Source organism: Bradyrhizobium sp. SBR1B (genome assembly GCF_014198205.1).
Taxonomy (GTDB): domain Bacteria; phylum Pseudomonadota; class Alphaproteobacteria; order Rhizobiales; family Xanthobacteraceae; genus Bradyrhizobium.
The window spans coordinates 147,253-163,029 of record NZ_JACIHC010000008.1 but is presented as its reverse complement, the minus strand read 5'-3'; the positions used below and the strand labels follow the sequence as shown (position 1 = coordinate 163,029).

The 15,777-nt window shown below is 60.7% G+C and carries 13 protein-coding genes; 7 read left to right on the top strand and 6 right to left on the bottom strand.

Annotation, left to right across the window (positions count from 1 at the left end; translation table 11 throughout):
- Window positions 1–13: 13 nt before the first annotated feature.
- A complete protein-coding gene (locus tag GGD61_RS21945) occupies window positions 14–280 on the bottom strand; it encodes a hypothetical protein (RefSeq protein WP_092261620.1) in 267 nt (88 codons plus the stop codon).
- A 572-nt stretch (window positions 281–852) separates the two neighbouring features.
- On the opposite strand from GGD61_RS21945, the gene GGD61_RS21940 reads away from it, so the two are divergent.
- Window positions 853–1,131, top strand: a complete 279-nt coding sequence (locus GGD61_RS21940) for a hypothetical protein (RefSeq protein WP_177237416.1) — start codon at window positions 853–855, stop codon at window positions 1,129–1,131.
- A 60-nt stretch (window positions 1,132–1,191) separates the two neighbouring features.
- Here the strand turns inward: GGD61_RS21940 and GGD61_RS21935 are convergent, their stop codons facing one another.
- On the bottom strand, window positions 1,192–1,929 hold the full coding sequence (locus GGD61_RS21935; protein WP_092261618.1) for a metallophosphoesterase family protein: 738 nt from the start codon (window positions 1,927–1,929) through the stop codon (window positions 1,192–1,194).
- A 615-nt stretch (window positions 1,930–2,544) separates the two neighbouring features.
- Here GGD61_RS21935 and GGD61_RS21930 point away from each other — a divergent pair.
- A complete protein-coding gene (locus tag GGD61_RS21930) occupies window positions 2,545–3,975 on the top strand; it encodes an undecaprenyl-phosphate glucose phosphotransferase (RefSeq protein WP_018323192.1) in 1,431 nt (476 codons plus the stop codon).
- A gap of 42 nt (window positions 3,976–4,017) precedes the next feature.
- On the opposite strand, the gene GGD61_RS21925 is transcribed toward GGD61_RS21930, so the two are convergent.
- The 3 genes from GGD61_RS21925 to GGD61_RS21915 form a co-directional block, all read right to left on the bottom strand.
- Window positions 4,018–4,305, bottom strand: a complete 288-nt coding sequence (locus tag GGD61_RS21925) for a hypothetical protein (protein WP_028141809.1) — start codon at window positions 4,303–4,305, stop codon at window positions 4,018–4,020.
- Window positions 4,306–4,707: 402 nt separating this feature from the next.
- The gene (locus GGD61_RS21920; protein ID WP_092261617.1) at window positions 4,708–6,939 is read right to left on the bottom strand and encodes a Wzz/FepE/Etk N-terminal domain-containing protein; all 2,232 of its coding nucleotides are present in this window, start codon (window positions 6,937–6,939) and stop codon (window positions 4,708–4,710) included.
- A gap of 32 nt (window positions 6,940–6,971) precedes the next feature.
- On the bottom strand, window positions 6,972–7,466 hold the full coding sequence (locus GGD61_RS21915) for a hypothetical protein (protein WP_018323195.1): 495 nt from the start codon (window positions 7,464–7,466) through the stop codon (window positions 6,972–6,974).
- A gap of 702 nt (window positions 7,467–8,168) precedes the next feature.
- Here GGD61_RS21915 and GGD61_RS21910 point away from each other — a divergent pair.
- The 4 genes from GGD61_RS21910 to GGD61_RS21895 are packed head-to-tail and all read left to right on the top strand — an operon-like array spanning window position 8,169 to window position 12,920.
- Window positions 8,169–9,371, top strand: coding sequence for an acyltransferase (locus tag GGD61_RS21910; protein WP_183231167.1), 1,203 nt, complete (start codon window positions 8,169–8,171; stop codon window positions 9,369–9,371).
- A gap of 7 nt (window positions 9,372–9,378) precedes the next feature.
- Entirely contained in the window at window positions 9,379–10,716 is a 1,338-nt protein-coding gene (locus GGD61_RS21905) for a hypothetical protein (protein ID WP_020508829.1), read from the top strand.
- 9 nt (window positions 10,717–10,725) lie between these two features.
- Window positions 10,726–11,832, top strand: coding sequence for an acyltransferase (locus tag GGD61_RS21900; protein ID WP_183231105.1), 1,107 nt, complete (start codon window positions 10,726–10,728; stop codon window positions 11,830–11,832).
- Window positions 11,829–12,920, top strand: coding sequence for an acyltransferase (locus GGD61_RS21895; RefSeq protein ID WP_183231104.1), 1,092 nt, complete (start codon window positions 11,829–11,831; stop codon window positions 12,918–12,920). The genes GGD61_RS21900 and GGD61_RS21895 overlap by 4 nt, the downstream gene beginning before the upstream one ends.
- A gap of 21 nt (window positions 12,921–12,941) precedes the next feature.
- Here GGD61_RS21895 and GGD61_RS21890 read toward each other — a convergent pair whose 3' ends face one another.
- Window positions 12,942–14,039, bottom strand: coding sequence for a glycosyltransferase (locus tag GGD61_RS21890; RefSeq protein WP_312009961.1), 1,098 nt, complete (start codon window positions 14,037–14,039; stop codon window positions 12,942–12,944).
- Window positions 14,040–14,307: 268 nt separating this feature from the next.
- Here GGD61_RS21890 and GGD61_RS21885 point away from each other — a divergent pair, with 268 nt between their 5' ends.
- Window positions 14,308–15,765 carry a lipopolysaccharide biosynthesis protein gene (locus tag GGD61_RS21885; protein WP_183231102.1) on the top strand — a complete coding sequence of 486 codons (1,458 nt, stop codon included), beginning with the start codon at window positions 14,308–14,310 and terminating at the stop codon, window positions 15,763–15,765.
- Window positions 15,766–15,777: the final 12 nt, after the last annotated feature.

The following is a 15,777-nucleotide window of genomic DNA, read 5'->3' as shown; positions in this document are numbered from 1 at the left end:
AGCGCTCCCGCGCTCACCGAACGTACCAATAGCCCCACCAGCGCTGGGACACCGGACGCGCCTGCGCCTTCATGGCTGCGACTTCTTCGACGGAGCGAAGTTGCGGGCCGTAGATCGCGGGCGGATAAACGTCATCCCACAGTACGACCCCGGTTTGCGCGTAGGCCGCGCGCTGATGTGCTGGAGCAACCGCCAGCTCGGCGGCCGGTGCTACGGATGCTGTCAAAGCGAGACCGAGAGCGGACAGGGCAATGGATGGAATAAGGGCGCGGACGTTCATTGGATTGAATCCCTCGTAATATGAGATGCGAAATAATGCGACGGGTCCCGACTGGTTGCAAGGGCATGGATTGGCCGGTTGGCCCGAAATTTCCTGTTCGTGGGAGGGCGTGCCAGGTCCGTTCGACGGCAGCAGCCTTCGGACAGATCGGGATCGCGAGGACATCTCTTTATATGGAGTGACTCTAATGAGTGATCTTGATCGCAGCGATCAATGCACGGGATTGTGCTGCATGCACGTAAGAGGTCAGGTATGAACAATCTTTCGGCGCCCGAAGTCGGCAAGAACCATGATGTCGACACACTGCTCGCTCTTGATGAGTCCCGGACTATCTAGGGCGACTCCCATGACTTCTACATTCCTCTCCGCTTTCATTTTCGGCGCTGGCCTCACCTTGGGATACGCGCTACGCGCTTGGCGCGTGCAACGAAGCCCTGCGAACCCGTCCCGCGGCGCCTCGCGCCGAATGACCGGACCGACTCCCACCTCGACGTTCGGCCACCCTCGACGAGCCTTTTAGGCAACGTCCGATTCGCTGGCGGGATCTCACTGGTACGATGGGGCATGACGAGATGAGCGAACCCAAGAAGGATGCGCCGCGGCGTTACATCGTCGATGGCGCCGGACAACGCGTGCTTGTCGGGCTGACGATCTCGGAGACGGTCGAGTTCGAAGCGCTGGATAATCCGAGCTCCCGCCCCGGGGCCGATTTGCTTGTCGAGACGCGCCGTGTCCGACAGGACAGACATGGGGAGCGCTGGCTGGAGCTTTACGTCAAGCACGAGCGAGCTTGGAACGATTGGATGGCCGAAACACGCGCGCGGCTGGAAAAGCCCCGCTTGCTCAACTAGATCCGGTCGAGGTCGATGCCATGGTCCGGTGGGCTAGCCGTCGCGAACCAAGGCTCCGCGTCATACCGCGAGCATGCGGCTGCCCTGGATGCTCATCAGGGTGAGGTTGCCGGTCGCATAGGCGCCGGTGTCGATGTTGACGCGGTTCGCCATGAATTCGGCGCTGCGGACCGGCGTATGGCCATGCACGATGTACTTGCCGAACTGCTCCTCGCTGCGCAGGAATTCTTCGCGAATCCAGAGTAGATCGCGCTCCGTCTGCTCGGCCAATGGAACGCCGGGGCGAACGCCGGCGTGAACGAAGAAGAAGTCTCCGCAACTGAAGCTCAGCCGCAGATTGTCCAGGAATTCCAGATGCTCGGTGGGCATCGCCCGAATCAGATCGCGCATGATCGATGCCGGCTCGTCGCGCTTCAGGTCCGGCGGCGCGAGCCCGTAGGACATCAGCGTCTGGGTCCCGCCGACGGCAATCCAATCCTCGAACAGTGAAGGGTCTTCGAACACCCTCACCAGAAATGCCTCGTGATTCCCTTTGAGGAAGACCGCGTTGCCCCGGCGGCTCCGTTCGACGAGGACGTCGAGGGTGGAGCGCGTATCCGGGCCGCGATCGATGTAATCGCCCATGAAGACCTCGATCGCGTAGCGCGGCCGGCTGCAGGCGATGTCGGCGTCGATCACCCGCAACATCGGCTGGAGGAGATGTGCGCATCCATGAATGTCCGAGATCGCATAGATGCGGACTCCCTCCGGCAATTGCGGTTTGGGCATAGGCGGGCGTGGTCGGGCGAGAGATATCATGGCGCTCAATCGATCGGGTGGTCGAAAAAATTTCCCCAAGTCGCCGGCACCGGAGAGCTTCCATCCAACACGAACGACGTGAAATTGGCGAGGGAGCGTCCTTGTTCTCCGGCTCGATCACGCCAAAAGAAGGGCGCGGCATTTTTTGCCCACCTGGGGTATGCGACCGGCGGTGCGAATGGTCGGTCCGCAGGATTGCATCGCTCAAGGCGAGAGTGCAGCAAAGATGCATGCCTTGGCGCAATTTCGCATCGCACGCCCAGATAGAAAATCATCGAAATTCTCGCAAATGACTCATTGTGCTTCGCCGAGGGATTCCATCGCCTGAAAGATGAGCGAGGAGTCGCTCACACGACGGCAAAGCATCGCGGTGGACGTGGAACTTGATTCAAAATAGGGCAACGCGTTCGCTCATATGTCATCACTGTGACGACATTTTCAGCGCGTCGAATTTCGCTGCGCATTTCAACACGACGCATGATCCGTGCGCCGCAAAAGTTTTGCGTGCAGCGCCACAATGTCGCTGCGATCACTCAACACTTTCCGTGCGGGGAAGTGACGAGTCTTCAGCATCACGATGAGCGTCAGACACTCTCTCGATAGACAGAGGTACGAATGGCTGTTGCAACTTATGGTTCTGAAAACACTCACACGCTGTCGTCGATGCGCGGCAGCGCTCTTCAGAGGCCATTTCAGATCGTCGTCATGGCGGCTGACTTTTTGCTGATCTTGTTGAGCTATGCCGCCGGGGCTTCGCTGTACGGCGCGGCCGTCGCTTCACCCGCCGACGGCGCTTCGGTGGGAGCGGGGTTGTTTGTCGGCGTGGTGTTCGTCGCAGTCGCCTATTTCCGGGATGTCTACGCCACCCACCGCTTGCTCAACATCGTCTGGCAGCTTCGAAAGGCGGTGTTTATCTGGCTGACGTCGCTGACGATCCTTGCCGTTGCGGCCTTCCTGCTGAAATCAACCGACAACCTCTCCCGCGGCACCGTCATCGTATTTGCCGTGATCGGCGGACTTGGTTTGGTCAGCCTCCGCTTCGTCTGGCAGGCGGTGTTCGGTACGAGCTTTGCGCGAAGCCGATTGGTCGATCGCAAGGTGATCCTGCTCAGCCTCAAGCCGCTCGACTTCACCTCCAGCCGCTTCAAGGACCTGCGGAGAAATGGCTTCGACGTCATGCGCCATTTCGTGCTTGGCGACGACCGGGATGACGGCCATTGGGAGCGGCAGATTCGCGACGTGATCCGTCAGTCGCGCTCGGCCGACGTCGATGAATATCTGCTTGCGATCGACTGGAACGAATTGCCGATGCTCCGCAAGCTCGGGCCATATCTGCGCGCGGTCCCGCAGCCGATACGCCTGCTGCCGGACGATCCGGTCGCGGATCTGGTGGCTCGTCCTTTCCTGCCGGTCAGTGGAACCGTAGCGGTCGAAATCCAGCGGCCGCCTCTCACCATTCTCGAGCGGCTGCAAAAGCGCTGTCTCGACGTCGGCGTGGCCCTGTTCGCGCTCGTAGTCTTGACGCCGCTGCTGCTCACCGTTGCCGTGCTGATCAAGCTGGACTCCCCGGGAGCCGTCATATTTCGCCAGTCGCGCCGCGGCTTCAATGGCAGGCCGTTCGAGATCTGGAAGTTCCGGAGCATGACAGTCTGCGAGAACGGCGAAACGATTGCCCAGGCGACCAAGAGGGATGCTCGGGTCACCAAGATCGGGCGCTTCCTTCGCATGACGAGCATCGACGAACTGCCGCAGCTCTGGAACGTGCTGCGCGGGGATATGTCGCTGGTTGGGCCGCGCCCCCACGCGCTGGCCCATGACAATTACTATGACGAGATCATCAGCAAGTACGTCTACCGGCATCACATGAAGCCGGGCCTGACCGGCTGGGCCCAGGTGAACGGGTTCAGGGGGGAAACGCCGACGATCGATCTGATGGAGAAGCGGGTCGAATATGACGTCTGGTACGTCAGCAACTGGAGTATCTGGCTCGACCTGAAGATTATGGCCCGGACGGCGTCCGCAGTGATGTTCCAGGAAGCATATTAGTCGTTCAATTTCTTCACTGTCCGGAACCGGATCCTCGAGGGATCAGGTTCCGTCTCTCGACGACCTGCTGAAGAGCCGCATGATCGCGTCGCGCAAGGCAAGCAACGGCGGCACCAGCACGAAGAAAGCTCCCATCGCGACGGAAACGATGACATGGCGGATCGAGAAGGGTTCGTCCTGCTCGATTTCCCTTTGACTCGGGTCGATGGGCGCGGGTGAGAGTGTCGTCGCCATCGGCTGGGGACGCGGTTTACGGGGGGGAACCACGATCAACACGAACAGGATGTTGAGCAGAACCCAAATAGTCAAAATCGTCAGGACGATCAGCATTCCGAGCCCGCCGGAAATGAACGACAATATCAGCCGAGGTTAGCCTCAGGGAACCCAGAAAGAAAGATGCCCAAAGTTTCAGCAGTTTGAAGCATCGAGGACCGGATTGTCTCGCATTACCGATGAATGATTGCCAATTGGCGCACTGTCCTCGCCATCGTCGCCTTCGTCAATCCTTGCTTTTGGCTAGAGCAATAACTGCAAGTTGTGGATTCCGGACGAATACGGAGGCCTCAGCAGTCGGAGGTGGGCTCGGCGCAATCTTCCGTCTCGTGGTGCGAAGGCGCGCTCGTTCCTCTTCAGGCGACAGTTGCGCAAGACGCGAAAAAAGGCCCGCTGCCAAATGGCAGCGGGCCCGACGTCTTTACAATTCGGCTGGGCGCGGCGCCGCGCCTCTGCCTTTTAGGCATGCTCGACGTAATAGCTGTTGTGGTGCTTGCCCTTGTACGCCTCGATGCGCTTGAGCATCTTCGGATTGGCGCGGTTGAGCACGGCGCCGAGCAATTTCTTCTGCAGGACTTCCGACCCGGAAACCGACTCCTGAAGGGCGCTTCGTGTCGTCTGCCCCCACTCGATTACATAGACCATGGCATCGATCAGGAAGCTGACGGCCTTTGAATCCGCCACCGGCATCACCGGGGCAAGATCGATCACGATATACTCGTAGTGCTCCTTCAGCACCTTGAGCAGATCGGCCATCGCCTTCGATCCAATGACGTCTGCCGAATTGACCATGCGGGAGGCCACGACGGACGGCAGGAAATCCAGCCCTGTCTCCTTGCTTCGCTGCACATGGTAGCCGAGGCTGGCTGGATCGCTGAGCGCCTCTACCAGTCCGCTCTTGGCGTTCGGCGCGAGCTCTCGCGTGAGCGAACGCGTGTGCAGATCGCCGTCGATCAGCACCGTGCGATGTCCGGTGAGGGCGATCAACTGGGCGAAGTTGGCCGCCACCGTCGTCTTTCCTTCCTTGGGAAGGGACGACACGATGCCAATCACCTTGATCTCGCGGGTCAGGCGCGCAACGTCGATCGATACCTTGATGTTGCGCAACGTCTCGGCAAACCGCGAGAATGGATGATCGACGACGTAGCGGGACAGATCGGGTGGACCTGTCTTCGCGGACGTCGAAAGCAACGCGCCGGTCTTCGTCGGCGGACGAATGTCCGGCAGGACCCCGAGGCACTTCACGCCGAGCTCGTCCTCGACCTCGCCGGGAGTCCGCAACACGTCGCTGAGCAGCTCGCGGGCGAAGGCGGCGCCGAAGCCGAGGCACAGGCCGCCCACCAGGCCTCCCACCAGCGCCAGGACCGTGCGCGGCGAGCTCTTGCGATCCGGCTTGGTGGCGGTGCTGATGAGGCGCGCCTCGCTGAGCGGAAAGCTCTGATTTTGCGTCGCGCTCTGCAGCTTCTCGAGGAAGTTGTTGTAGAGGTTGCGGTAGGTGTCGGCGGCGCTTTCGAGATCGCGCAGCTTGACTGCAGCCTGGCCGGTATCGCCGGCCTGGGCGACGAGTTCCTTTACGTTCTTCTCGAGCGAGGCTTCTCGGCTCTTTGCGATCTCATAGTCGCTGCGATAGGCGTCGCCGATCCGATGCAACTCGTCGGCGATGTTCTTGCGCAGCTCCTCCATCTTGTTGGCCAGATTGACCGCAGCAAGATGTTGCTTGCCATAGCGCCTCGACCAGTCGGCATACTGGGCCTGGAGGTCCAGATATTGCGCGCGCAGGCGGGTGATGACCGAGTTGTTGAGAGCATCGGTCACCGTCGATTGTGCGACGTCCTGGTCCGAAATTGCGGTGATCCGGTCGAGCCGGGCCTTGGCTTCGGCCGTCGACGCCCGCGCTTGAACCAGCTGGGTGTTGAGGTCCGACAATTGCTGTTCGGACATCAGGCCGCGGCTGGTTCCGACGATGTTGTTTTCGGCCTTGAAGGTCTGCACGGCGCGGTCGCTGGCCGTTGCCTGCTCGCTCAGCTCGATGCTGCGCTGCTGAAGCCATTCGGTCGCCCGCTTGGTGGACTGATATTTGGCTTCCAGGGCGCCGACAAGGTAGGCGCTGGCGATGGCGTTGACGATCTTGGCGGCCTTGTCAGGGCTTCGCGAGCGATAGTTCAGCGACAAGACATAGGTCGTCAGGACGCGTTCCGTCCTCAGGTTCTTCTGAACCTGCTCGACCACGGCGTGCTCGAGTCGTTCCTGCGACGCCGGTTCTCCGGAGCTGAACAACGCCATGAACTTGCCGAGGACGATGGAGAGCAAACCCGGATTGGAGCCATTGAACTCCGGATCGTCCGTCAGCTTCAGGCGGCGGACGACCGAGAGAATCAGGTCGTCCGAGTTGATGACCTCGACCTGGCTATCGACGTATCCGGTATCGATGAGGGCGCTGTTGGCGTTGCTGTCCTTGTCCAGCACCTGCGCCTGACGGGTATCCATCATGATGCGGGCATTCGCCGTGTACATGGGTTGCGCCATGATCAGATAGACGATCACCAGCGCCAGCGAAGCGCCGGTGCACACCGCGATGATCGGCCATTGCCGGCGCAGGACATCGGCTACGCGTTCGAAGCTCAGGACCGCTCCGCCGAATTCGATGCCGAATCTGTGGCCCGACGGGAAATGTTCTCTAGGCTGATACATCTGTTAATTCGCTGCCTTTTGACGATCGCTGATCAATTCGGAAGGGGGACGGGTTTGAACGGGTTGGCCAGCTTGGTCTTCCACTCGCCGTCGAGCAGCGCCCCGCCTCGGGGCGGTTGCGCACGGCCCTTGTCTTGCGATTGGGCCTGGGCGCCGGAGGCGTCCTCTCCGGCGGCAGAATAACCTGCTTGCACGTTGAGATCGCCGATCCGCTGCGTGAAATCCCTGATCTTGCGCGCAGCGTCTGGCTTCGTCGACGTGCACCGCCCTTCGGCGATCCTCAACGCGGCGCCAATGGCTGAACGGTCGGTTGAAGTCGACGCCGAGATGAGGGTCTGCACGGACGGCAACACCGACGGGTTCGTGGCGATAAATGTGGCGAGCCGATATCTCAGCTTCTCCTTGTCATTGCGCAGCTGCTCCAGAAGCGAGGACGGCGATTTTACGAACGTGTCGAGTTGGAGCTGCGAGGCACGATCCGTAAATTCGACGCACTGGGCGCGGCAAGCATCGATGCTCGACACCATCAAGACAGAACCTGCCAAGATGATCGGTAGCCATCGCGATCTCGCAAGACGACGTGTTAGTCCGCAACCCATCCGTGTCCCTTGCTCCCTGTTGCAATAGGAGAACACGCGAAACCTGGCATGCAACTGTGTCAATTTTTGTGCGATGCAAAAGCTGCGTGCGAGTACTCGGCGAGACAACGCGTGCATTGTCTGTTTCCCGGTCGGTTGCAAAATGAAGATATGCAATGCCTGCGAGATCGGCACGCTGGCGCCTAGGAATGTTGCAAACTGAAAACATAAGAGGCGTTGAACGTCGAAGTGTCGCGAGCATGCGTCGCAAAACCGACACAAGTCGTCACGCGACTCATTGTTCCCCGCTTGCGAAAAATTATCAGTGCGATATGTGCAGGCATCCTGCATGCGAAGAGATCGACGTCTTCGCGGTCGGCTTGATCGCAACAGCGCCGAATTTCGCGCACACTTTCCACGCAAATACTCGCAATCATCACGACCGAATTGATTTGCGCGCCGACGCATGTCGATCTCAGGCAAAAAGTGGCGTGATCTTGGCGCTCGCATGTCCGAATGATCTGCGAGCGTTGAAATTATCGTCGACCCTCATGCGTCGAATGCGAGTCCGCGATCGCAGAGATTGAACACGCGCAAGACCTGATACACACTGCTGCGGTGCAATAGCTACGGAATGTTGATGTGACGGAGATGGTCCATCGTGAGAAGGCGCATGTCCTGCCGCTCGATAGCATTCGGGGGATCGCCGCGACGTCGGTGGTGATTCACCATCTCCTGCTGATGCCGACTTTCCTCGCGGCGTTCCCGCGCAATGCGTGGATCAATTGCTCGTTCTTCAGAAGCTCCTGGCTGCTGGTCGACTTGTTCTTCGTTCTCAGCGGGATCGTCATGTCGCTCAGCTACGTCGAGAGCGACTTCGGGCGCTTCTCGCTGCGCGAGTTCATGGTGCGGCGCCTGGCGCGGGTCTATCCGCTGCACATCGTCATGCTGATGGCAAATCTTCTGTTTCGCCTCCTGCGGATCGGTCTGGTCATGGCCGGTGTCGTGGTGGCCGCGCCGGCGGCGTTCGAAGTGAACAATGTCTATTCCTTCGGTCTCAACGTCCTGCTGCTGCATTCGATGGGATTCATCGACTATCTCAGCTGGAATGCGCCGAGCTGGAGCATCAGCGTCGAGTTCTACACATATCTGGTATTTGGCCTGATCGTGCTGCTGGCCCAGCGCATGCGTTCCCTGTTGTGGTTCTACGTTCTCTGCGGGCTGCTCGCGGTGGGAAGTCTGGTCGTCATCATTTTCGTGCTCGACAAGAGGAGCCTCGGGCTTCAGACCGACTTCGGCATCCTGCGCTGCTTCGTGAGCTTCTTTCTCGGCGTGCTGACGGTCAGGATCGTCGATCGCCTGCCGGCCAAGCCGGGCCCTGCCGCGCAGGGCGTACTGCAGTTCGCCGCCATGATCGCCAGCATCGTTCTGGTGTCCCTGGCGGAGACCAATCCCGCGGCAACCTTCCTCGCGCCGGTGACGTTCGCGATCTTCCTCGGCAGCTTGCTGGCCTTTCCAGATGCGCTGCTGGTGCCGCGGATGCTGGTGGCGGGGCCGCTGGTCTGGCTCGGGAAACGTTCCTACTCCATCTACATGGTGCACGCGCTCGTGGTGCTGCTCGCTGAATATTTCGTGCGGGCAGTGGGGGCGGGGCGGATCGCCGCCCTGGATTCGGTCTGGGCAGGCCTGCCGGCGACGCTGAATCTCGTCGTTTCGCTGGCCGCCGTGCTAGCGGTCTCGCACTTCACTTATCTCTACATCGAAATTCCCGGCGGCAAGTTCATGCGAAATGTGCTGGGAAGCCGTCGGGATTTCGCGCCATCCCCCGCGCCGTCGGCGCGGCTGACGAACTGAGTCGGGCATGAGCATCCTCGCAATGCAACGGCCGCGTCTGATCCTGATCAGCCTCAGCATCGAGGCGATCGCGCTCGGGGTCTATCTGGTCCGCGACGCCTTTGGCGGCGTGATCCGCTATTATACCAGCATCTATCACATGGATGCGCTCTGGTATCTGCCCGATGCGGTCGCGCTTGCGTGCCTGATCCAGTTCATCGTGCATTGCATCCTGCGCAATCGCAGCACCCTGGCCCTGTTGGTGTTGGTCCAGATCATGCTGTCGCTCGTGCTTGGCTATTTCATGATGGGAACGGCAAACGCGGCGATCTCGTCCTTCAAGATGATGCTGCCGGTGTTCGTCGGCTTCTGCTTCTGTGATTCGAGTCTCGGCTCGTACAAAAAGCTGCTGTCGGTCATCGCCGTGACCTTCTACCTCTCGGTCATCGGGGTGCTGCTGACGAAGTTCTACCTCATGCCCTGGGTCGGGTATAAATACGAGTCCTTCGGCGCAGTTCGAGAGGCGGGCCGGCTGTGGTGGGCCTATGGCGGCGACGACCAGCGCCTCATGGGTTTTGCGGCCGACAACACCATGGCCGCCTTCTTCATTCTCGTGTCGTTTGCGATCACCTCGATTCGCAAGAGCACGACGTGGTGCCTTCTGTTCGGCTCGCTCGCGGTCTATGTCATCAAGCTGACCACGAGCAAGACGACGATGATCGTCCTCGTGCTCTATCTGCTCCTGCTCGTGTTCGTGCGTATGCTGCCGGAGAAGTCGCGCTTTCCCGCAATCAGGGGCATTGCGCAATGGTCCTTTGCCGCGATCTTCGTTCCGTTCTTCATGATCGTGATCGCTTCCGGCACCGCCGCCGTCCCGCACTCGACCCTGTTCAGCATCGTCGATCGCATCAACAACAGCTGGCAGTTGCCGTTCGTCTACATGAATCAGCTCATGCCGATCGGTCTGGTGACGGGCTGCGGCGCGGGCTGCTTCAACTATCCGCAGAAGCTGTTCTCGCCGCTCGCGCACTTCTGGGTGCCCGTCGACAATTTCTACATCGGGACCTACCTGATGTTCGGTCTGCCGTTCGTGGCGTTCATGGTGATGGTATTCAGGGCGACATTCGGCGCGACCGACGTGTACAAGCTGACGCTGATCTTCGTCGTCAACCTGTTCACGATCACGGTGTTGAACTACGGCCCGGCGTCCGGCCTCCTGATCATCGCATTGAGCTTCAGCGACGTGTTTTCGCGCCGCGCGGCCTCTGCACGGGCGGGCGACGCCGTGCCGATTGTCATGCGGCCGCCGATGCCGTCATTGGAAGGCTTCCGCCCGGACATGCCGGCGGCGAGCGGAAGCAGGTGAGAACGAATAATGCATAAACGGCTCGCATTCATCGACACGCTGCGCGGCATTGCCGTGTTGTCGGTCCTGGTCCAGCATGTGTTCGAGGTGATCGTCGAGAAGCACCCGACGGGCGCCTATTACTGGCCCATCCACGATTTGTTCGGCTACTACATGAACTTTGGCCGGTTCGGCGTGGTGCTGTTCTTCTTCGTCAGCGGCTTCGTCATTCCGTTCAGCTTCCCGGACAGCGCCACGCCCGTGCGGGATTTTTCGATCAGCCGCTTCTTCCGGCTCTACCCGGCCTACTGGACCTCGCTCGTGGTCGGGCTCGTGACGATGCAGCTGCTGGATTCGAAGATCTATCCGCTCGGACAGATCGCCGCGAACGTGACGATGTTGCAGACCTTCGTGAACGTCCCGAATCTCTGGGTGTTCTATTGGACGCTGGCGATCGAGCTGTTGTTCTATGTCGGATGCACCATTCTGTTTGCGATGGGGCTGCTGAATCGGCGCTTCACGGCGGTGATGATCGTCGTTGCGGCCGCGCTGGTCGGCACCACCGCCGCGCTCCTGGTGGAGAACAGGGCGGTTTCCTCGGTGATGGAGGTCGGGCTGAACCTGTCGGCGATGTTCCTGGGCAAGATCATCCGCGACACCGTCATCGGCGGAAAGCTGCGATGGTCTCACGTGGCGGTCTGCACGCTCTTGTATGCGATCTTCGCCATCACCCTGGCCGACCGGCGGTTCGGAGGCGTTTACCACGAGAACTTCTTCTACAGCTATTCGATCGCATCGGCCTATGTCTGCGCGGCGATCGTCTTCATCGGCTTTGCCGTGTTCGGTGAGAGAATGGCGTGGCGCCCGATGGCGTTCGTCGGCGTGATCAGCTATTCGGTCTACCTGATGTCGCCGTTCGTGCTCGTCTTCATCCACCGCCTCGTCTGGTTCGGCGACGGGCCGCTCGGATGGTCGATCTTCATGGCCCTGATCCTGGCGTTGTCGATCCTCGTCAGCTGGATGACGTTTACATTCGTCGAGAAGCCCAGCATCGCCTTCGGACAAAGGTTCCGTTCGGCACGGAGAAAGAAGGTCGTTCTCGAGCCCGCCCTCAGTACTCAGGGTGCTGCAGAGTGAGTGGCGCGCTGCACCAGCCGGGCGCCGCCTACGACGGATCGTTCGTTCCCTCGGTCCAGGGGCTTCGGGGAATTGCGGCGCTGAGCGTGCTGATGGATCATTTCTACGACATGCCAAAGGGAGGCATGTACGACATCCCGGATCCCGGCTTCCTGCCGCCGCTCTGGCTCTGGCTGCAATCGGTGATCAATGTCGGCGGGCATGGCGTCGAGCTGTTCTTCATGATCAGCGGCTTCCTGATTCCGGCGAGCCTGGTGCGGCACGGCTCGCTGCCGCGGTTCTTCTTCGACCGCGTCCTGCGCATCATGCCGGTGTTCGTCGTGCTGCATCTTGCGCTGTTCGCGATAGGTCCGATCGTCGGCTACAAGTTCTTCCGTGGGATCGATCTGACGAGCTATCTCGGGATTTTCGCGGCCAATCTGTTCTTCGTGCAGGACGCGCTTGGCGTGCCCATTGCCCAGCAGAATGCCTGGACACTGACCTATGAGTGGGCGTTCTACATCTGGTTTGCGTTGACATTCTCGATGTGGCGCGGCGGGGGCAAGCTGCTGGCGGCGCCCCTGATCCTGCTGGGTCTGGCCTGCCTGATGCACTGGCCGATCACGGCGTTCTTCTGCATCGGCATGCTGTTCAGCGCCACCGGGTTTCGCATCTCCATCCCCGGACGGGTCGGCCTACTCGCGGGCCTCGCCTGCGGAGCCGCGCTGTATGCGAGCCTCGTGCTGTTTCACCCGTTCGTGGGGCTCCTTCCCGGATTCCTGCTGTTCGGCATGGTGCTTGCCCCGGAATCCGGCCTTGGCAGGGCTCTGAGTGCCCCGGCCCTGCAATATGTCGGCAAAATCAGCTACAGCCTCTATCTCGTGCATCCCTTTGTGCTCTTTCCGTTGCAGGTGATCGGCCTGAAGCTGGTCGCCGCCGGCGTCGACCGCTGGCTGCTGTGGGCCGCCTTCATCGTGCTCGGGCTGGTGATGTCATTGGTCGCAAGCGCGATCAGTTATGAGTTGATCGAGGTCAGGCTCAGGCGCCTGCTGGACGGCGCGATCCGCGGCACGTTCTTTCGACCGCTGAAGGTCGGGCAATCGGTTTGAGCGGCCGCGTGCCCGTCGCGGTCAGCTCACGGTACGGCCGACGAGCTTGTGATAGGACCCCAGCAGCTGTTCGGCGATGTGGTCCCAGTTCAAAATGCCGGCCGCGGTCTGCCGTGCGCCATCGGTCAATGTCGCGGCGAGTGGCTTGGAGGTCAGCACGCGTTCGAGTGCATCGGCCAATGCAGTGGCATCCCCGGGAGGAACCAGCAGCCCGTTGACTCCGTCGGTGACGACATCGGGAATGCCCCCGGTGGCGCTGGCAACGACGGGACGAGAATTGCCGTAAGCGGAGGCAAGCACGCCGCTCTGTGTTGCATCCTTGTACGGCAAGGCGACCACGGTGGCGGATTGAAACAGCTGTCCGGTGTCCGCAGGCGAAATGTAAGCGTTGATGGTCTTGACCGTCGGCATCGCTTCCATCCGCGCGCCGAGCCGTGTCATCTCGGGACCGCGCCCGGCGACGATCGCCTCATGCGCCACACCGCGCCGGGCCAACATGTCGATCGCGTCGATGAAGACGTCGAGGCCCTTGTAGGCCCACATTCGTCCAAAAAACAGGATGCGTGCGGCTTCGGGCGCGGTGACCGCATGTCGGGCCGGTGGAACCATGAGCACGCCGTGCATGCTGGAGACCGTTCCGCCCTTGAAGTCGGGCGAGGCGCGACGAAAATCGGCAATACAGCTCTCGCCATGCGTCGTGACGATCGACGCGGCGGCACGCATGTGCCCGCGCCAACCGTCTTCACGTGGCGAGGTGCCGGAGCCGCCTTCCGAATGCGGGATAGCATCGTGAACGGTCAGCACCAGGGGAATGCCGAGTGGACGAAGGAACTGGATCAGCTTGGACGTATAGATCTCCGGAACTTCGTGACAATGAACGACGTCCGGACGAAACGAAATTATGTCGAGAAAAGAAGCCGGGATACCGATCACGCCGCCGCGGCGCAGGCTCAGATCGCGAATCCGGGTCTCGAAGGGAGCCGCCACGGCGATGTCGGCAAGTTCCCATTGCTGGTTGGCGTCCTTGCGGTTGAGCACGAGCCTGACGTCGCAATGGTGAGCCAATCCCGAAGCGAGCCGGTAGGAATATTCCGCAAAATGCGGGGCGTAGATCGCCACACGCAAGCGCCTGGAATTGGGAAAAGAACGCGGGGCCGGCGAATTCATCAAGGCATCCATTTTGCATCACATCGCAGAGAGCGATGGGAGTGTAGTCCACGATTTGAACTCACTTCCACTCTAAATCGGAATCGTGATGGCGCTCATCTGATTGCCATCACTCCGTCGTATTGTAGCGAGCAATCAGTCGCCGTTGTGAGCGGCGACAAGCGGTGGCGTGTCCTCATCATTGCCGCGTCGTCTGGATCGGAATTGGGTCGAATTGTTGATGAACGTCACTCGAGGCAGGCAACATCAGGTCGTGGTGGCGCTGTTCTGGTCGCTCGCGCAGAATTGGGGCGGCCGCGCATTGTCGTTCGTGCTGTTCCTGGTGCTGGCACGGCTGCTCGATCCCGCCGATTTCGGTCTTGCGGCGCTGGTCGCCTTTATCCTGCTGCTTTTGAGCTCCATCGCGGAATTCGGCTTCGGTGATGCGTTGATCCAGCGGCGGACGCTCGAGCCCGCCGATGTGACGCTGCCGTTCTTCTGCTCGTTTGCAGCCTCAGCGCTCCTGGCCGTTCTGATCGCATTGCTCGCGACACATATCGAGCATTGGTTCGACGTGAAGGGGCTGGCGCCGCTGCTGACGGCCGCCAGTCTCTCGCTTCCGATCGGCACCGCGACGCTGTTCCAGGAGGCGCTCTACAAGCGCCAGATGGATTTTCGGGTGCTCGCGGTCAGGACCATGGTGGCGACAGCCGTCTCCGGCGTCGTGGGGATCGCCTGTGCCTATGCAGGGTTCGGCGCCCTCAGCCTGGTGATCCAGGTGGTCGTTCAGAGCGCGATCAGCGGCTTGTGGCTCTGGAGCCAGCCGCGATGGTTGCCGATGCGCGGCTACGATCTGAAGAGCTTTCGCGAGCTCTCCGGCTACAGCATCCACGTCATGCTGAACAGGCTGCTGGACTTCGCCATCGTTCGGACGATCGACATGATCATCCTGTCGCTCTATGGCGTCGCCGCGCTTGGCATCTATACGGTCGGGGCGAGGGTCTACATCATCCTGATGCAGTTGCTCACGCAGGCGGTCATGGACGTGGCGCTGAGCGCCTTGTCCAAAATCGCGCACGAGCGGGACCGCATCGCAGGTGCATATTTGCGCAGCGTCAGTCTCGGCGCACTGATCGGATCTCCGGTCTTCGTGCTCCTCGCGGCAATCGCGCCGGAGTTCTCGCTGCTGCTGTTCGGCGCGAAGTGGGGTGGCAGCGAGGCGGTGATGCGGCCGCTGATGCTGATTGGCGCGGTCCAGACGGTGCAGTTCGTCAACAGCGCCTATTTTGGTGCTCTGGGCAAACCGAACTACGTCTTTCTGCTCAACATCCTCAAATTCTGTACGGTCGTGCCGGCGATGTTCCTGCTTCCCTCGCGCGACATTGGTCAACTGGCCACGATCTTCGCGTTCTCGCAGCTCGTGGTGACCCCCGTCACGTTTGCGCTGGCGCTCCGGCTGCTCGGCTTGAGCTGGAGCCAGTTTCTGCGCCCTATTGCGGGATGTCTTTGCGCCATCGCTCTGGCCTACGGCGCAGTCGTGCTGTGCCGGGAGGCGACGCCGGGCATGAATCCCTATTTGCGGATTGGACTGCTGTCGTCCTGTTTTGGCGCGACTTATCTGACGGGCATTCTGCTGTTCTGGCGGAAGCAGCTCCTTTCCCTGATTGATTTCGTCGTGAAGCGCGGTGCGACCGCTTGATGAAGACGAGGA